The organism is Nitrospirota bacterium (assembly GCA_020851375.1).
Taxonomy (GTDB): domain Bacteria; phylum Nitrospirota; class 9FT-COMBO-42-15; order HDB-SIOI813; family HDB-SIOI813; genus RBG-16-43-11.
This window is the reverse complement of the sequence record JADZCV010000045.1, coordinates 236795-255108: the sequence shown is the minus strand read 5'-3', so window position 1 is coordinate 255108 and position 18314 is coordinate 236795. Positions and strand designations below refer to the sequence as shown.

16 protein-coding genes and 1 CRISPR repeat array are annotated in these 18314 nt (G+C 41.8%); all 16 genes read left to right on the top strand.

The features are described 5' to 3' along the window. The 16 genes from IT393_10645 (at position 1) to ruvA (ending at position 18300) form a co-directional block, all read left to right on the top strand. Positions 1 to 744 (top strand): YebC/PmpR family DNA-binding transcriptional regulator, encoded by a 744-nt coding sequence (locus tag IT393_10645; GenBank protein MCC7203102.1) that lies wholly within the window; start codon positions 1 to 3, stop codon positions 742 to 744. Between the two features lie 98 nt (positions 745 to 842). Further along, the gene (cas6, locus tag IT393_10640) at positions 843 to 1679 is read left to right on the top strand and encodes a CRISPR-associated endoribonuclease Cas6 (GenBank protein ID MCC7203101.1); all 837 of its coding nucleotides are present in this window, start codon (positions 843 to 845) and stop codon (positions 1677 to 1679) included. Between the two features lie 9 nt (positions 1680 to 1688). Then, positions 1689 to 2228 carry an ORF6N domain-containing protein gene (locus IT393_10635; GenBank protein MCC7203100.1) on the top strand — a complete coding sequence of 180 codons (540 nt, stop codon included), beginning with the start codon at positions 1689 to 1691 and terminating at the stop codon, positions 2226 to 2228. A gap of 173 nt (positions 2229 to 2401) precedes the next feature. After that, entirely contained in the window at positions 2402 to 2641 is a 240-nt protein-coding gene (locus IT393_10630) for an ORF6N domain-containing protein (GenBank protein MCC7203099.1), read from the top strand. A 250-nt stretch (positions 2642 to 2891) separates the two neighbouring features. Beyond that, positions 2892 to 4226 (top strand): type I-B CRISPR-associated protein Cas8b1/Cst1, encoded by a 1335-nt coding sequence (cas8a1, locus tag IT393_10625; GenBank protein MCC7203098.1) that lies wholly within the window; start codon positions 2892 to 2894, stop codon positions 4224 to 4226. Positions 4227 to 4251: 25 nt separating this feature from the next. Beyond that, on the top strand, positions 4252 to 5274 hold the full coding sequence (cas7i, locus tag IT393_10620; protein MCC7203097.1) for a type I-B CRISPR-associated protein Cas7/Cst2/DevR: 1023 nt from the start codon (positions 4252 to 4254) through the stop codon (positions 5272 to 5274). 7 nt (positions 5275 to 5281) lie between these two features. Beyond that, positions 5282 to 5905: a type I-B CRISPR-associated protein Cas5 gene (cas5b, locus tag IT393_10615; protein MCC7203096.1), complete on the top strand. Its 624-nt coding sequence runs from the start codon at positions 5282 to 5284 to the stop codon at positions 5903 to 5905. Continuing rightward, positions 5902 to 8124 (top strand): CRISPR-associated helicase Cas3', encoded by a 2223-nt coding sequence (gene cas3, locus IT393_10610; protein MCC7203095.1) that lies wholly within the window; start codon positions 5902 to 5904, stop codon positions 8122 to 8124. Before cas5b ends, cas3 begins: the two co-directional genes overlap by 4 nt. A gap of 515 nt (positions 8125 to 8639) precedes the next feature. Beyond that, a complete protein-coding gene (locus IT393_10605) occupies positions 8640 to 8708 on the top strand; it encodes an SEC-C domain-containing protein (protein ID MCC7203094.1) in 69 nt (22 codons plus the stop codon). A 280-nt stretch (positions 8709 to 8988) separates the two neighbouring features. Then, positions 8989 to 9216 (top strand): AbrB/MazE/SpoVT family DNA-binding domain-containing protein, encoded by a 228-nt coding sequence (locus tag IT393_10600; GenBank protein ID MCC7203093.1) that lies wholly within the window; start codon positions 8989 to 8991, stop codon positions 9214 to 9216. Then, positions 9217 to 9609, top strand: a complete 393-nt coding sequence (locus tag IT393_10595) for a type II toxin-antitoxin system death-on-curing family toxin (protein MCC7203092.1) — start codon at positions 9217 to 9219, stop codon at positions 9607 to 9609. Positions 9610 to 9625: 16 nt separating this feature from the next. Next, a complete protein-coding gene (gene cas4 / locus IT393_10590) occupies positions 9626 to 10135 on the top strand; it encodes a CRISPR-associated protein Cas4 (GenBank protein MCC7203091.1) in 510 nt (169 codons plus the stop codon). Further along, positions 10132 to 11124, top strand: a complete 993-nt coding sequence (cas1b, locus tag IT393_10585) for a type I-B CRISPR-associated endonuclease Cas1 (GenBank protein MCC7203090.1) — start codon at positions 10132 to 10134, stop codon at positions 11122 to 11124. Before cas4 ends, cas1b begins: the two co-directional genes overlap by 4 nt. 86 nt (positions 11125 to 11210) lie before the next feature. Then, entirely contained in the window at positions 11211 to 11477 is a 267-nt protein-coding gene (cas2, locus tag IT393_10580; protein MCC7203089.1) for a CRISPR-associated endonuclease Cas2, read from the top strand. A 229-nt stretch (positions 11478 to 11706) separates the two neighbouring features. Continuing rightward, a CRISPR array of direct repeats spans positions 11707 to 17127; the repeat unit is 29 nt; unit sequence ATTTCATTGCGCCTATAAGGAATTGAAAC. Between the two features lie 100 nt (positions 17128 to 17227). Then, a complete protein-coding gene (ruvC, locus tag IT393_10575) occupies positions 17228 to 17713 on the top strand; it encodes a crossover junction endodeoxyribonuclease RuvC (protein ID MCC7203088.1) in 486 nt (161 codons plus the stop codon). Continuing rightward, complete coding sequence (ruvA, locus tag IT393_10570) at positions 17710 to 18300, top strand: Holliday junction branch migration protein RuvA (GenBank protein ID MCC7203087.1); 591 nt, start codon at positions 17710 to 17712, stop codon at positions 18298 to 18300. The genes ruvC and ruvA overlap by 4 nt, the downstream gene beginning before the upstream one ends. The last annotated feature ends 14 nt before the right edge of the window (positions 18301 to 18314 follow it).

The following is an 18314-nucleotide window of genomic DNA, read 5'->3' as shown; positions in this document are numbered from 1 at the left end:
ATGTCCGGTCATTCAAAATGGGCCACCACAAAACATAAGAAGGCCGCAATAGATTCAAAAAGGGGAAAGATTTTCACAAAAATAATTAAAGAAATCACCGTAGCTGCGAAGATTGGCGGCGGTGACCCTGATGGTAACGCAAGACTTCGGACAGTCATCCAGAAGGCCAAAGAGGCCAATATGCCTGCGGATAACATTAAGAAGGCTATCCAGAAGGGGACAGGAGAACTGCCTGGTGTAACATATGAAGAGGCTGTGTTTGAGGGATACGGCCCAGGCGGCGTTGCGGTCATTGCAACCATTATGACAGACAACCGGAACCGGACGGTTCCTGAGATCAGGCATATATTCACCAAGCATAATGGCAATATGGGTGAGGCCGGCTGTGTCTCATGGATGTTTGATAAAAAGGGATATATCGTCGTTGAAGGCGGCAGGGTGGATGAAGAAAAGCTGATGACTATTATAGTAGAGGCCGGTGCTGAGGATATGAGGCGCGACGGGGACAACTTCGAGGTGATTACAGTTCCCGGAGATATGGAAACTGTCAGGAAAAAGATAGAGGAAGGTGGAATAAAAGTAGCCCTTGCAGAGGTAACCATGCTCCCGCAAAACTATATGGAACTGGATGACAAGAGTGCTGTTCAGGCTTTAAAACTGATAGAGGCGCTGGAAGACAATGATGATGTGCAGAATGTCTATTCCAATTTTAATGTAAGGGATGAGGTGTTGGAGAAGATTTAAGGACACATAGAAGAAAATATACCCTACCAAAAAGAAAAAGTTTCTGATAGGATTAGTCAAAAAACTACCAGACATTAACGTTCAGAAAGGCCTATTTTGTGAGAGTAAAAATAACCTTATCAGCCGACGATAATGGAAGGATTGATTTTAACTATCAGCACCAGATACAGGCTGTTATCTATAAATTTCTTGCAAACTCAGATCCGGATTATGCAGGCTGGCTCCATGAAGAGGGATACAGATACAAGCGTGAACAGAGATTCAAATTCTTTGTCTATTCCGGTCTGACATTTTACGGGCCGATAAGTACCAAATTAAATAATTCAGACAGCTTGCCAGGTTTTCACTTCAGGGCATCTCCTGCCATCCCCTTCACCTTTTCCTTCCAGATTGCATCCCCGGTGAATAGATTCCTGCAACACTTGATAGATGGAATCTTCAAAGAGGGGCAGGAGATTACAATCGGCAGTCAAAGGGTCATTGTATATCGTGTAGAAACCCTCGCAGACCCATTAGAGGGAATTGATATAAATTATTCAAACAGCCCAAATGGTTTTATTCGATTGAACCTGATACCCCTGGAATCTCCCATATTTGTCAAAAAACCTGATCCACAGGGAATCCGGGATGTATATTTATTCCCTGGTGATAAAGATTATGAAAAACTCCTCAATCAAAACCTGATTCACAAGTATGAAACCCTCTATGGAAAGCCTTATGAGGGAGACCAGCCTGGATTCGAACATCATCCGGCAAAAGGGAAATTAATAAAATCATTTAAGGTCTATAAAGATGGAAAGATCGCAGGTGAAATAAAAGGGACACTCCAGCCCTTCTCTGTCAGCGGGTCAAAAGAATTGATAAGGATTGGTCTTGAATGCGGATTTGGCCAGAACAACAGCATGGGGTGCGGGTATGTGGAAAGGATGGAATAAATGCAGGCAATGGTAGCGGATGAAATCCTTGAGCAAAAGATTTTTATGATCAGGGGTAAAAGGGTAATGCTGGACAAGGACCTGGCAGCGCTTTATGGAGTTGAAACCAAAGTTCTGAATCAGGCGGTCAAAAGGAATATTAACCGTTTTCCCGATGATTTTATGTTTCAGTTGAGTTGGGACGAAGCCTCAGAACTTTCAAGGTCACAATTTGTGACCTTGAAGAAAGGAAAGAATGTTAAATACCTGCCGTATGCATTTACTGAAAATGGTGTTGCAATGTTATCAAGTGTTCTTAGTAGTGAAAGAGCAATAACTGTTAATATCCAGATAATGAGGACATTTACAAGGCTCAGAGAGATGATTGCTACGCATAAGGATTTGCAGAAGAAAATAGAAGAGATGGAAAAGAAGTATGACCATCAGTTCAAAATAGTGTTTGATGCGATAAAGCAGTTGCTATCACCGCCGGAGCCGAAGAAAAAAAGGATCGGGTTTGTTGTCAAAGAGCGTGGCGCAAAATACAGGGCTGCCCGTCATAGCTCCTGATAATTTTATGTTTCAGTTGAATCATGATGAATATGAAAACTTGAGGTCGCATTTTGCGACTTCAAGTTTGTGGGGCGGTCGCCGTTATCTGCCATATGCGCTCACATAACAGTGAGAGAAGGCAGCGCAAGATATAAAACAGCGAGACGCAAGGAGGCATGAGCAGAAAGGTAATGCAGGACAAGGACCTATCAGTGCTTTATGGAGTTGAAAACAAGATGTTTAATCGTGCTGTTAAAAGAAATATTGAACGATTCCCCCATGACTTCATGTTTCAATTAACTAAAGAAGAATACCATGAACTTTTAAGGTGCCAGATTGTCACCTTAAAAAGGGGACAACACAGCAAGTATCTTCCCTACGCCTTTAATTGGACAGGGAAGGCATGGAGTTGCGTAGATTACAATGTATGAATGTAGAGACCAGAAGACGAAAGAGTAGGTTTCTGAGAGGATGTGTAGTAGTATGGAAGCAGTTGTCCATACCTGAAAAACTGGTATCACAAAATGTGATACCACACTGGAAATATTTTGGCGGTTCTTTGCCATACGGAGCCGAAGAAAAGGAAGATTGGATTCGTTGCCAAAGAGCGTAGTGCAAAATACAGGACTGCCAACCGTAAGGAAGCACTTTAGATTTTATAACTTTTTTTATGGAGGGCTTATGCAGTTATTCGCATGGACAGGGAATCTGTGGGTGGATGCTGGGCTGGCTGCAATAATAGAGTGGCGATATAAAACCAGTCCTGAAGAAATAAGCAATGACGACATTGCAGAAATGTCTAAAACTATACAGGATATTTACCTCTCAGAAGGCTGGAAAAGGAATCTTTTTTCAGTTTTTCCTAATAATCCAATAACAAACCCTGCGGTTAAGGATAAGAAGCATAGATTAGCCGAGCATTATAAAAATTTTACGGAAGGCATTTTACCAATGGGTGATAAAGGGAATTGCATCGCTTGCGGAAGAAGAAAGGTGGTTAATGGGAAAAACAGAATGGATGTTCCTTTGACCGGTTATGAAGGCTCGCATTTCTTCTCCTTTAAAACTGAAGGAGCGGACTACTGCGATGCCTGTACCTTTGCAGTTCAATGTTCGCCTCTTGTTTACTACGCTTGCGGAAAACTTCTGCTCCTTCATTCCAGTTCGCCAAAGATAATGAGATTCTGGGCAAAGCGTTGTATTGCAGATGTCCAAAAGCAGATTGCTACAAGGAATTATTCAGGTTGTTTTAATGAGCAATACTCAAATGCGACCAATGCCCTATTTCACATAATACAAGACCTTATACTTTCATATGATGAAAGGTGGATTGATGAGAACGCCTCCATTCGTCTGTATCATTTTACAAACTATAATCAAGGAGCGGACTTGGATATTTATGATCTGCCTGCTCAGGTTTTCCGGTTCCTTGCTTATATTCGCCCTCATCCAAGGTACAGGGACTGGCAGAAGGTCGTCCGTAAAGGTTATAACAAGGACTTGACTGGAAAGAAGGAGGATGAATACAGGAATTATAAAAATTCCGTGTACCTGTCGTTACTTGAAGGCAGGTCAATTGTGAAATACTTCTTGAACAACAAGGCAAAAGAGGCAATAGGGGATTGGAATCTTCTGAAATATTACTTGAAGGAGGTGAGAAGGATGGATGAAAAAAGGATTGAGGCCATTCGGAAGTTGGGTGACGAGATAGCTGAGATAGTCAAGACTTCATCCAATGGCAAGAAGCGGCTTGGACAGCTTGAAAGAGCGGAAAGTTACGCCTCGCTGCGAAACGTGTTGCTTCGCCTGATGAGGGACCGTGTAGCACTGAAGGGGGATGTTCCGCTCTTTACATATGAGGATTATGTCGAATCCTTTTTCCCGGAAGGAGTCATGAACTGGAGGGAGACTCAGGATTTGCTCCTTTTTAGGCTTTATGAAGTGCTCCATCAGTGGCTTATTTCCGAGGGGGTTGTCGAGATTGAAGAAGAGTCTGAAGAGGTTTCTGTTTCCTAAATTTACTTATTAAGGAGGATTGCTTATGTCAAAAAATGTCCTTGGCTTTGTTTTGATTGATGCCCCTCATTCCGCTTTAAACAATGCTGGAAAGGATGATGAGGCACGTACAGAAAATACAGTTGATGTAAAAGTCATTCGTAAAGGAAGAAGTGTTTATCCTTATGTTTCTGCACAGGCATGGCGTTACTGGTGGCGAAATGCCTTGAAGGAAAAGTATAGTTGGAACATGTCAGAAATAACACATATCAAGAAGTCTGGTGGAAAAGGAAATCAGGCATTTACTGCGGCTAATCCATTTACTTGCGAAGACGATGATATCTTTGGTTATATGCGTGCATCCAAAAAGGATGAAAAGGGAACACTTACACGACTTTCTCCACTAAAGAACTCTCCTCTTATTTCTGTCATTAGCCATGCACCAACCGATGATTACGGTTCAATGTCCAGGCATGAGGGCGATCCCGTCCCCTTCACTCATCAATTTTACTCTACAATCCTTAAAGGAATATTTTCTTTAGATTTGAATAGCATGGGGATATTTTATGAAAGTGCAAGAACAGGTTTTAAAAACCTTGACGATGAACATCTGAAGATAGAAAGAATTAAATCTGCAAAAGATGAATCGGAAGCCGTGAAAGAAAATGGTTCATGGAAACTCCCAAAGCCAGAGCGTGTAAAGAGAGCGAGAGAAACAATCTCTGTTCTCCCTTATCTTTACAGCACCACGAAATCCGCAGGGCATCTGACCGATGTTACCCCTAAGTTTATCGTTCTTGCTGTTATAGATGGCGGCAATCACATATTCATGAACATTGCCAACGAAAGCTATGACAAACCGGTCAATGTAAAAGCGTTGCGGCAGGTATTGTCAGACTACAGCGGCAACATAGTTTCAGACATTTATATCGGGAGGCAGGAAGGTTTTATGGATGAACTCGATAATGACCTGAAAGGACTGAACTTTGCAGGTAAAACCGTTCACTGCCTGTCGCCTAAGCAAGCCGTGGAAGAGTTTGTAAAAACCATTGAAAATCATATCGAGTGAGGTGGCTATGAAGGCATATCGAGTTCATATAAGAGGCTGGACCGCGTCTTTTCGATATCCGGTTTTTATTGCAGGCTTTCAGCCGACACTCTCTGTTCCGCCTCTGTCAACTATTTACGGGCTTATTTCGGCTGCGAAAGGGAACCTTGTCACTCCTGCAGATGCGGCTGTCGGTTATGTCTTCAGCAGCAGCGGAAAGGCTGTTGACCTGGAGACCATTTACGAGCTTGCTGAGCCGTTGAAAGCTAAATCCAATGTGTGCCGGAGGGTGCTGCTTTTTGAGCCGAGCCTTCATCTCTACTTCGATAACCATGCTATTGCGAAAGCCTTCGACAAGCCACATTATCCTTTGCTAATTGGGCGCTCAACAGAGTTGGCTATGGTCGAGGAAATAAAGGAGATCGAATTGGAGCAAAGGACAGGAGTACCCTTGGGCGGGACAATCATCCCTTTCCCATTAGACGGCATATTTGGTCCTCTTCAGGCGCTTCCCACCCACTTCACCGATGAGATACCGAGGAGGGCCGAGGGAACGCGTCCCTACTACATGGTAGAGTCGTTCATAGGTTACGATAAGCAGCCGATGCCTTATGACGGCGAAAAGGGCTGGGGAGTATGGTTTCATAAATGACTGAACTTCTCGCAAAGTCCTCACCACCGGAGACGCTTGTAGAACACACTGGAAACTGCCTTATGGTATTTAACAGCGTGCGGGAAAACTATCCGTTTCTGCCGGACTTGTGCGGCGCTCCCAGGTTCTTTGACCATCTGTTTGCCGCGGTTGCTCTGCATGACGTTGGGAAGAGCGCTTCGGGTTTCCAAAGGGAATTAAGCGGCGGTACTCAGTGGGGATATAGGCACGAACTTCTTTCCGCAGCGTTGGTAAATGGCTTGACGCCATACGATGATATAACTACAAAGGCTATAGCGCTTGCTATCGCAACACACCACAAGGGAGTTTCAGAACTGCGTGAGAGATTCAATACTACATCACCGATTGGCAAAGAAGTTTATGAAGCCAGGATCAGGGAATTGGTTGAAAACCTTGACGGGATAAATCAGTTTATAGAATACCTGCAAGATGCAGCAGTCCGCTATCTTGGCACAGACAGTGTCAGTTTTAAACTGCCTGTTCGACAGGATGCCATGATAGACCCTTATCAAAGGTTTATCAGGTGGTATGCAAACGCGTTAGAAGATGGAGAAAGACCGATTGCGAACCCATTATATCCGACTTTTCTCCGGGGCTTTCTTATAGCCTGCGACCATCTGGCGTCCGGCGGGAAAAACGAGATAGTGGCAGGCATCAAGGACACTGCATCAAAACTTGGGATTAGCCAGTTCAGACCATACCAGTCAAGGACAGGCATGATCTCCGGCAGTGCCTTTCTATCCGCGCCGACAGGTTCCGGCAAGACTGAGGCAAGCCTCCTTTGGGCCGGGAATAATCAGGACAGCGGACGCCGGATATATTATGTTCTTCCATATACTGCAAGTATAAACGCCATGTTCTCAAGATTGTCGGGACGCTTCGGCGAGGAAAATGTTGGAGTGCTCCATGGCAAAGCCACTTATTTTGCATACAAAACTCTTTTGGACAGAGATTATTCACCTGAAAATGCAGCAGCCTTTGCAAGGGAAACGCAGAATTTATCAAAAAAGCTCTACCGCCCTATTAAGGTGCTCACACCTTTTCAGATAGTCAAGGCTTTTTTCGGGGTAAAAGGCTGGGAAAGTCAAATATCGGAAATGGCTGGAGGACTTTTTATCTTTGATGAGATTCATGCTTACGACCCTCACGTCACCGCACTCATCATTGGAGTTATAGAGGAACTTGCAAGGATTGATGCGAGGTTTCTGTTTCTTTCAGCGACGTTTCCAAAATTCTTAAAGGAAAAGATTCAAAAGATTTTGCCCCGAATGAATGTAGTCGGGCCAGAGATTGGGGATATTGATGGAGAGAAGTTAATACGGACTCCAAGGCATCGAGTTAGGATGTTGGATGGCGACATAACCTCTCATGTTGAAATAATGAGATCGGAGCTGCAAAAAGGCAGTAGGGTGCTTGTTGTCTCTAATACAGTCAAACGAGCACAAGAACTATACTCGTCGTTAAGAGATTATTCGGATTCAGCAGAACTTTTACACGGAAGGTTTATTTTACGGGATAGGGAGAATAAAGAAAAGAATATCGATAAAGTTCAATTGCTTGTTGGTACCCAAGCCATCGAAGTGTCCCTGGACATTGATTTTGACACAATCCTCACCGAACCTGCCCCGATTGATGCCTTGCTTCAGCGTCTTGGAAGGGTTAACAGAAAGGGTAGCAAGGGGGTTGTGCCTGTTCATATATGTACGATGGGTTCTGAAAAGGACAGATACTTTTATGACATAGAGAGAGTTTTAAAAACTGTCGAATGTTTCCGTGACGGTGAGGAGTTAACTGAAGATGCTGTGTGTAGGAAGGTGGAACAGGTCTACGCTCAAGGATACAACAGTAAGGAGGAGGCTGAATTTCAGAGCGCCTTATATTCATTCAGGAGAGTTATTGCTTCATTAACTCCATTTTACGATTCTGATGATAAAGATGACTTTTACGACTTGATCCGATCCATGGAAGTAATCCCGATTAGATTTGAAGGCGAATATCTTGATTGTAAGGCAAGAAATCAACACTTTGAGGCCATGCGTTTCCTTGCATCAATTTCATTTGGCCAAGGGGCCAAGCTTCGGCAAACAAATCGTCTATCCAGAAGAAGTGAAGGATATTGGGTGGCTGATGTTCGATATGATGACAAAGTTGGTTTATTGATAGATGAGATGGAGAAAGGTTTAGGAATAATTGATTGATGTAGCAAGAGTGTTTTTAATATCTTAATCTTCATTTATAGGAGCTTTTCTATGAAATACCAAACCCTTTCTGACGATGACTTATTAAATCTTCTCTTTACCGAGGAGGATCGTCTGCCTCGTGCTGCGGTGGATGAGTTCATAAAGCGGTGGGAGAGGATGATAGATCCGCTTTCCGAGATTGTATCTGGTCAATACAAATGGACAAAGCCCCTGCCGGAATGGTGGGCAGTAGTTCATGCCATGTATATTCTCGGCGGTATCGGAGGAAAAGGAGTTGTTTTACCGCTTCTAAAAGGTATGAGATGGGCAGTGGTCTACGACTGTGATTGGATTTCTGATGTGTTACCTTCTATATTGGGGAAGATAGGTATGGTTGCAATGACTGGTCTTAAGTCTATTGCAAGTGATAAGACCTCTGATTGGTATATACGTTCAATAGGCATTGAGGGGCTTGCCGCTATCACAATTTCTAACCCTGATACAGATGCCTGTACATTTTCATTTATCCAAAGATGGGACGCAATGATCCTTGCCCGTGCGGCAGCGGGAAGAAATATAAGAAATCTGTATTGATAAGATGACGTGGATTTGATCATACTAAGAAGGTCATAAGTATAATGACAAACCGTCATTCCCGCGAAAGCGGGAATCCAGTAATGCCAGCCTTCTGGATGCCTGCTTTCGCAGGCATGACATTTTACTTACGTACTATTGCCGGCAGGACATACTGAATTTGTGGATATTAATGTTGCATTTGGCTACAGGAAGAAGTTAAGAAGCATTGCAGGGAGCAAGAAATGATTTTATATTAAATAGATGATACAATGTAGATACAATGTAGATTATATTCGGGGGTGAATAATGATAAAAAAGCTTATTACACATGGCAACAGCGCAGCATTAATAATTGACAAGCCGATATTGGACATTCTCAAAGTTGATATGGATACGCCTCTTGAAATTACTACGGATGGTGTAAACCTTATTATATCACCGGTCAAGGAAAAAAGCAGGGAAAAGCGGTTTCGTGAGTCATTGATAAATGTAAATAATCGGCATGGTAAGACTTTGAAAAAGCTGGCGGAATAGATGAAAGAGATTTTATTTCTCACACTTGCGGAGGTGATAGAGATCCACACTGACCAGATCAATCGGTATGGCGGTTCACAGGGTATCAGGGATGTAAATCTCCTTTCTTCTGCTTTAGCAATGCCTCAGGCTTCTTTTCATGGCGAATTCCTTCATAATGATATTTACAAGATGGCCGCTGCTTATGCATTCCATATTTGCCAGAACCACCCATTCATTGATGGTAATAAAAGAACTGCTTTGGCATCTGCACTGGTTTTTCTTGATATGAACGGCATAGGCATTTCTGATCCAAAGGGAAGGCTTTATGAAGATATGCTTGCCCTTGTAGAAGGCAAAGTCAAAAAGGAGGACTTTGCAGAAATATTGAAGAAGCTGCATAACAAACCTTAGCGTTCTTTAAAAAATAATGGACGATGCTATTACCCATATCCGTTTCACCGGCACGGAAATAAATTATTACTTTCTCTGCAGGAAGAAGCTGTGGTATTTCAGCCATTATATTCAAATGGAGCAGAATAGTGATGCAGTATATCTGGGCAAGCTGATTCATGAAAACTCATATGAGCGCGAGAAAAAGGAGATTGATATTGATGACACCATAAGGATAGATTTTATCAGCAAGGACAGGGTAATACATGAGGTTAAAAAGTCTGACAAGGTTGAGGAACCCCATATATGGCAGTTGAAATATTATATCTGGTATCTTAAACAAAAGGGTGTCGAGGGTATAACCGGAAAGATAAATTATCCCAAACTCAGGAAGACACAGGATGTATATCTGGAAACAGGAGATGATGAGAAGATAGAGGCTATCCTGAAAGAGATCAGGGATATTACCGGGGCTTCAACACCTCCATCAGCAGATAAGAGAAAGATCTGCAAGAACTGCGGTTATGGGGAGTTGTGCTGGATATGAAGCAAAACTTTTACATCTTCAATAGCGGACGCCTTAAAAGGCAGGAGAATACCATCTTTTTTGAAAAAGAAGATGGGTCGAGGTCTGTCATACCTATTGAGAACACTGAGTCTATCTATGCGTTTGGTGAGATTGACTTTAATACCAAGCTGTTTAATTATCTCGCTCAAAAGGGGATAGCAGTACATATATTCAACTATTATGGATTCTATTCCGGCAGTTACTATCCGCGTGAGACGCTGAACTCAGGCCAGCTCCTCGTAAAACAGGTTAATCATTATACGAATCGTAACAAAAGGATAACTCTCGCACGTGCATTCATAGAGTCAGCCTCTTTCAATATACTAAAGAACCTCAGGTACTATAACAACAGGGGTAAGGATTTAGGCGGAGTAATAAATACGATTGAAGGATACAGTTCTCAGATAGCCAGTTCTGATTCAGTTGACGGGCTGATGGGAATAGAAGGAAATATTCGCAACGCATACTACAAGGCATGGCCAACTATTATTGATCAGGAGATCGAATTTGAGAGGAGGGTCAAGCAGCCTCCGGACAACATGGTAAATGCTTTGATATCTTATCTGAATTCACTGGTCTATACGACATGTCTTGGTGAGATATACCATACACAATTAAATCCGCTTATATCGTTTCTTCACGAACCAGGAGAAAGGAGGTTCTCTTTAAGCCTCGACCTGGCTGAAGTATTCAAACCAATCTTTAGTGACAGGATAATATTTACAATCCTTAACAGACAGCAGATATCAGAGAAGGATTTTATGACTGAGGTGAATTTCTGTTATCTCAATGAAAAGGGGAGGAAGACAGTTATCAAAGAATATGATGAAAAACTCAAGACTATTATAACTCATAAAAAGCTTGATAGACAGGTATCTTACAGGCATTTAATAAGACTGGAGTGCTATAAATTAGTAAAACACCTTATTGGAGAACAGGAGTATGAAGGTTTTAAAATCTGGTGGTAATGCTGCAGCCCGAATAGTCTTGGTAGTTGAACTTAGTACCTGCAGAACTGAACTGACTGATATTAAGGGTATAAACGGATATTGATATGTATGTAATTGTTGTGTATGATGTAGACCAGAAAAGGTGCGGCAGGATGTTGAAATTATGCAGGACTTATTTGCATCACATACAGAACTCAGTATTCGAGGGGGAAATAACGGAAGCTAAACTGGAGGAACTGAAAGTCAGAGCGAAGAAAGTGATGAAAGAAGATGAGGAGGATTCACTCATAATATTCAAGTCGCGTAATGAGAAATGGCTGGAAAAGGAAATAGTTGGAGCGGACAAGAAACCGGTGGATAATATTCTGTAGTCTGTCAACCATTTGGAATAAGATCGCGCAGCTCAGGAAGAAAACCCCATATTTTGAGAGCCTGTATGAAAATTATATGTAACCTCTTGTGGAATATGAGATACAAAGGAATAGATCTGTCATGTCGAAGGGGTGGCCTTTTTACATAATTGGAGGTAGACGAATAGCAGTGGCTTTTTTGTTATTAAAACATTGCATAACCCCCTTATTTTATTGGGGTGGCAAAACGATTTCATTGCGCCTATAAGGAATTGAAACGATTAAGGCGGCAATGGCACTTACCATGTGGGGAGGCATTTCATTGCGCCTATAAGGAATTGAAACGGATCATCGAACGGGAAATCAGGTTTGCAGTGATGCGATTTCATTGCGCCTATAAGGAATTGAAACTGTCTTATTGCACACAATCAGATATTGAGGAAGAGATCATTTCATTGCGCCTATAAGGAATTGAAACTGGTATAACACGGCAGAGGTACTTGTTGTGCCGTATTTCATTGCGCCTATAAGGAATTGAAACGTGGATGCAGGCGGAAGTACATTCTCTGCTGATGATATTTCATTGCGCCTATAAGGAATTGAAACCCAGATCTCACCTGCTCAATCATCTTCTCACTCATAATTTCATTGCGCCTATAAGGAATTGAAACACAGAAAAGTTCTCATCAATACTATACCGCATACGAATTTCATTGCGCCTATAAGGAATTGAAACATTGGTGTCACAGACCTTACGTCGCTTGCGGAGAGTTATTTCATTGCGCCTATAAGGAATTGAAACTAAAGCCAGCGCCATTTTGTAATATGTCTTAGGATCATTTCATTGCGCCTATAAGGAATTGAAACGTGTGATGAATTTTGAGGTTAAAATCACGGACACTAATTTCATTGCGCCTATAAGGAATTGAAACTTTGGATGACAGGGAGATAAGAGGCAGGATTCTTATTTCATTGCGCCTATAAGGAATTGAAACCTCGTTAGAGATGGAAGAGGCATCCGTACAGATTGCTATTTCATTGCGCCTATAAGGAATTGAAACCTCATATAGGATAAAGTTCTCATCCGGCATGCGTATATTTCATTGCGCCTATAAGGAATTGAAACGTAGATATGGGGAACCTGATGCAGTACGCCTTTACAGATTTCATTGCGCCTATAAGGAATTGAAACGTATCTTATAAGTCGTAGCCGTGTTCAGGAGGTCCTCATTTCATTGCGCCTATAAGGAATTGAAACAAAGGACGCACATATTTTGGTGAGGATTTCGGCAGAATTTCATTGCGCCTATAAGGAATTGAAACTTGTAATCGAACTCAGAAATGTTCCGTTTAAGCAACATTTCATTGCGCCTATAAGGAATTGAAACGCAGAAGATCAGACGATCTTTAAATTAAAGGTGCTGTATTTCATTGCGCCTATAAGGAATTGAAACGCGGCAAAGGCACACTTTACTGCGGCTGCTCAATTTGATTTCATTGCGCCTATAAGGAATTGAAACGATTGTAGCAGCCGCAGCTCTGAACGATATATCAATATTTCATTGCGCCTATAAGGAATTGAAACGTATCTTCTGAGGCATAGGGTCAAAGGGGGCATCGGATTTCATTGCGCCTATAAGGAATTGAAACGATATATCCAAGCGTGGCCTTGGCATTAATGGTCCGCATTTCATTGCGCCTATAAGGAATTGAAACGAAGTATACATCATAGGAGAGGCATGAGCTTATCATTTCATTGCGCCTATAAGGAATTGAAACACATGCTGTTCGGTGACTGGAGCGAGTGCGTAGTTATTTCATTGCGCCTATAAGGAATTGAAACATGGGACTGGGGTTACAACATTAATTTTAAGCAGGAATTTCATTGCGCCTATAAGGAATTGAAACTTACTTGTCCAGAAGACGGTGCATTCGCCGTATCTGAATTTCATTGCGCCTATAAGGAATTGAAACCTCACTAAATAATCTGGGTTAGCCTTGGATATATACTCATTTCATTGCGCCTATAAGGAATTGAAACTGATTTCCCGCTGAAATTCAGCCCTTTCAGTATAGAAATTTCATTGCGCCTATAAGGAATTGAAACAAAAGAATGGAATAAGAAGGGATGCGTGATAATCCATTTCATTGCGCCTATAAGGAATTGAAACTCTGTTGGCTTCGGTACTTTATCCTCTTTTGCAAGATTTCATTGCGCCTATAAGGAATTGAAACAGGGCCGCAGGATTATCAGTAAGGGTTGGGTCAACGGAATTTCATTGCGCCTATAAGGAATTGAAACAATGAAAAACATAAATTTTTGTTAACCGCCGCCGCCATTTCATTGCGCCTATAAGGAATTGAAACATCTTCCAGCAGGGGAAAGCATCTGCCTTATTGATAATTTCATTGCGCCTATAAGGAATTGAAACTGATTACAAAAGGGGTTGTGTTTACCCTATGTCTATGATTTCATTGCGCCTATAAGGAATTGAAACCTGTAATTCATGCTCAAATATCTTCTGAACCTTCTCATTTCATTGCGCCTATAAGGAATTGAAACGTCTATTCTGTAAATACCAAGATATTACAGGATCAAAATTTCATTGCGCCTATAAGGAATTGAAACGTTATTAGCCTCGTATAACAGATAGCATAGATTCAATTTCATTGCGCCTATAAGGAATTGAAACGCACCATACAGCCGGGACGATACTACACGGTCCTGCATTTCATTGCGCCTATAAGGAATTGAAACGCATTACCTTCAGTCGTAATCATTTTCATTTTATCATTTCATTGCGCCTATAAGGAATTGAAACGGAGCAATATATATCTATCGTATCCCATATACGGGGATTTCATTGCGCCTATAAGGAATTGAAACTTTCGCAGGGACGAGACGCATTGTTGCAAGAAATCATTTCATTGCGCCTATAAGGAATTGAAACTCATATAATTGCCCTCTTTGTCCTTTTTGCTATGAATTTCATTGCGCCTATAAGGAATTGAAACTACTATATACAATATCCGCTCCATCATTATTTCTAAATTTCATTGCGCCTATAAGGAATTGAAACATAGCATCATTAGCAAGACCAGCAGCGTCTATGGTATTTCATTGCGCCTATAAGGAATTGAAACATTTTACGAGCGAAAAGGATACCTGGCTTGCGTTTGCGATTTCATTGCGCCTATAAGGAATTGAAACAGTTAATCTTGACCTTGAGTGACCCCTCGTAAACCATTTCATTGCGCCTATAAGGAATTGAAACTCGGACATTTTGCCGCTTGTGTCCGATATGGCGCAATATTTCATTGCGCCTATAAGGAATTGAAACGAATATGGCAGTCAATCCATTTGCGTATGAATATGATTTCATTGCGCCTATAAGGAATTGAAACTCGTAATAGAAGTCTGGATGCGGGGCAGCACGGATGATTTCATTGCGCCTATAAGGAATTGAAACGGTCGTCAAGGGCGGCTTCATGCCAAGAAGTATAACATTTCATTGCGCCTATAAGGAATTGAAACGGTAATGTTCCCATCTGTGATTTCTCTTTCTGCTGATTTCATTGCGCCTATAAGGAATTGAAACGGATGATACTACACGGTCCTGCGTGGACTGATACGATTTCATTGCGCCTATAAGGAATTGAAACAGGGTTATCTTAAGCCTCCAGTACCTTTTTGTCTGATTTCATTGCGCCTATAAGGAATTGAAACGATATAACTTTGCAATAGGATTGCCGTCAATTCCCATTTCATTGCGCCTATAAGGAATTGAAACGGGAAAGGCAAGGACTTTTCTCTTAGGCAAAACTTGATTTCATTGCGCCTATAAGGAATTGAAACGTTCTACCGGAATGTGCTATGGTGGGCATTTCTGATTTCATTGCGCCTATAAGGAATTGAAACCTTTCATCCACTGTCAGGACATAAACTCCTGGCATAATTTCATTGCGCCTATAAGGAATTGAAACTACGGCCAGTCAATGCCATCTGATATTGGTTCCTCATTTCATTGCGCCTATAAGGAATTGAAACACAAACTTGCATTATCGGAATCCGTTACTGCAATAAAATTTCATTGCGCCTATAAGGAATTGAAACTAATATGTTTTATAGCCTGTGCCTTTTACAAGATAAAATTTCATTGCGCCTATAAGGAATTGAAACAGCTTATATGAGACAACATCTTTTTCCGTGTTTAATTTCATTGCGCCTATAAGGAATTGAAACTAAGAACAATGCCTGCGCTGAGACTTTAGTGGCTCCATTTCATTGCGCCTATAAGGAATTGAAACCGCAATCCGTACAGGTAACATTGGTGGCATCACTCATTTCATTGCGCCTATAAGGAATTGAAACGGACAAATTAACGGCTGATAGTACTTCACCAGGAATAATTTCATTGCGCCTATAAGGAATTGAAACAGCTGAGATACTAAAGGCTTGTTACGGAGTAGCTCAATTTCATTGCGCCTATAAGGAATTGAAACGCTATTACATCCATATCAGTTTGCCCACATCGAAACATTTCATTGCGCCTATAAGGAATTGAAACCTCTCATAGACTATGAGAGTCTGATTTGTATATAATTTCATTGCGCCTATAAGGAATTGAAACTGCCTCAGAGCATACAAAGCGAATCGAATTTTAGTCAATTTCATTGCGCCTATAAGGAATTGAAACTGCTTTCATCGTCTCGTCTACTATCTGATATATTATTTCATTGCGCCTATAAGGAATTGAAACCAGCATAGATCGGATTCATAAATAACGTCGCACTGATTTCATTGCGCCTATAAGTAATTGAAACGCCGATGTCCCGACAAGATGGTCAAGGTTGACGTCAGCAATTTCATTGCGCCTATAAGGAATTGAAACGTAATAAGGGAGTCCTTATTTACTGTTACTGCGCTTATTTCATTGCGCCTATAAGGAATTGAAACGTGCAACATATACCCTGTTCCCGCAGCACCAGCACCATTTCATTGCGCCTATAAGGAATTGAAACAGAAGAGTATTAAGGGGGTGCCGATATGGAAACAATATTTCATTGCGCCTATAAGGAATTGAAACGGATTATTGTCGAAAAAGACCGCTACGGTATCCCGATTTCATTGCGCCTATAAGGAATTGAAACATCTTAATAAGTTCAAGGTCTACTGTAACTTTCGGATTTCATTGCGCCTATAAGGAATTGAAACCGGTATCAAGTGGTAAAATATTCAATAAGTATGGGGATTTCATTGCGCCTATAAGGAATTGAAACGCCGAAATAAAACAGATGGCTCCTCGTGACCGTGTCAATTTCATTGCGCCTATAAGGAATTGAAACGAGGATAAGAAAATCTCAGAGTTTGTGCGTGAGGCCATTTCATTGCGCCTATAAGGAATTGAAACAAGTTAGATCAGTTATATACAGTTAAACCCTGTCAAATTTCATTGCGCCTATAAGGAATTGAAACCATTTTCTACAGGTATGTCCATCACGGGTGCGCACAAATTTCATTGCGCCTATAAGGAATTGAAACCAGGGTATTACAGAGTAGTCCGAAAAACACTCAACATTTCATTGCGCCTATAAGGAATTGAAACCTAAATTTAATAATGTATTTGTAGCCGTACGCATTTATTTCATTGCGCCTATAAGGAATTGAATCTATGCCTGTGCCTAAATCATTTAAAGTGTCGGGGTAGTTCCCCTTGACATTCGCCAGCTGTAACGTCTATTATTCAAATGGAAAGTGGGTAGGAGATTCTATGCGTGCACTGGGGGTTGATCCTGGTACAGTTGTTACTGGCTACGGCCTTGTAGACGAAGAAGACAATCAACTCTTCCACGTATCTTCCGGTACGATACAGTTTCCGCAGAAGTCTGACATCTCAAGACGCCTCCAGCAGATACATATTGAGATTGACAAGATCATTCAGGCATGCAGGCCTGATGCAGTAGTCATTGAAAAGGGCTTCTATTCAAAAAATGTGCAGACACTGGTCAGATTGTCTCAGGTAAGCGGGGTAATAATGCTGACATCTGTCAATTCCGGTATATCCCTTTTTGAATATACGCCGCTTGAGGTCAAACAGTCGGTAGTCGGTTATGGCGCGGCGAAGAAAGAGCAGGTTCAGCACATGGTCGGGAAAATACTCAGGATGGAGGCACCGCCCGGTTCGCACCATGCCTCGGACGCGCTCGCGATTGCAATTTGCCATCTCAATTCATATAAGTTCAGAGAGCTTCGATGATTGCTCATGTCCGCGGACATCTTGTTGTTAAAACGCCTCAGTTTGTTGTTGTTGATGTAAATGGCCTTGGTTATAAGGTCTTTATCCCCCTTTCCACATTTACGAGATTGCCGCACGATAACGGAGATGTAATGTTGCATACATATACGCATGTCCGTGAAGATACCCTGAGCCTGTATGGTTTCCTGAGCGCTGATGAGAGGGATTTCTTTACTACCCTACTTTCAATTTCAGGAGTGGGGCCAAAGATGGGATTAAATTTATTGTCAGGCTCATCATTATCTGACCTGATGAAAATAGTTGAAAGCGAGGATGCAAAGAGGCTTAGCATGATACCTGGAGTAGGAAAGAAGACAGCGGCCAGGATTATACTGGAATTGAAGGAGAAATTGCCTGCCCTGAGCACTCCTGAAGGTGAAATCCATATAGATCATTCTGCAGCGGTTGATGCGCTTTCAGCGCTTATGAACCTTGGTTACCAGAGGACACAGGCCTATGAGGCTATCAAAAGGGTTCGTGAAGGCAATAGTGAGATGTCGATTGAAGCTATTATACGGGAGTCATTAAAGATGCTGTCCAGGGGATAAAGGGGCATGAAAAT

Coding starts and splice junctions, on each gene's coding strand:
- IT393_10635 (MCC7203100.1), top strand. CDS start 1,689: ATGGTAGCGGATGAAATCCTTGAGCAAAAGATTTTTATGATCAGGGGT.
- cas4 (MCC7203091.1), top strand. CDS start 9,626: ATGGACGATGCTATTACCCATATCCGTTTCACCGGCACGGAAATAAAT.
- cas3 (MCC7203095.1), top strand. CDS start 5,902: ATGACTGAACTTCTCGCAAAGTCCTCACCACCGGAGACGCTTGTAGAA.
- IT393_10595 (MCC7203092.1), top strand. CDS start 9,217: ATGAAAGAGATTTTATTTCTCACACTTGCGGAGGTGATAGAGATCCAC.
- ruvC (MCC7203088.1), top strand. CDS start 17,228: ATGCGTGCACTGGGGGTTGATCCTGGTACAGTTGTTACTGGCTACGGC.
- IT393_10645 (MCC7203102.1), top strand. CDS start 1: ATGTCCGGTCATTCAAAATGGGCCACCACAAAACATAAGAAGGCCGCA.
- cas7i (MCC7203097.1), top strand. CDS start 4,252: ATGTCAAAAAATGTCCTTGGCTTTGTTTTGATTGATGCCCCTCATTCC.
- ruvA (MCC7203087.1), top strand. CDS start 17,710: ATGATTGCTCATGTCCGCGGACATCTTGTTGTTAAAACGCCTCAGTTT.
- cas1b (MCC7203090.1), top strand. CDS start 10,132: ATGAAGCAAAACTTTTACATCTTCAATAGCGGACGCCTTAAAAGGCAG.
- cas2 (MCC7203089.1), top strand. CDS start 11,211: ATGTATGTAATTGTTGTGTATGATGTAGACCAGAAAAGGTGCGGCAGG.
- cas5b (MCC7203096.1), top strand. CDS start 5,282: ATGAAGGCATATCGAGTTCATATAAGAGGCTGGACCGCGTCTTTTCGA.
- IT393_10600 (MCC7203093.1), top strand. CDS start 8,989: ATGATAAAAAAGCTTATTACACATGGCAACAGCGCAGCATTAATAATT.
- IT393_10630 (MCC7203099.1), top strand. CDS start 2,402: ATGCAGGACAAGGACCTATCAGTGCTTTATGGAGTTGAAAACAAGATG.
- cas8a1 (MCC7203098.1), top strand. CDS start 2,892: ATGCAGTTATTCGCATGGACAGGGAATCTGTGGGTGGATGCTGGGCTG.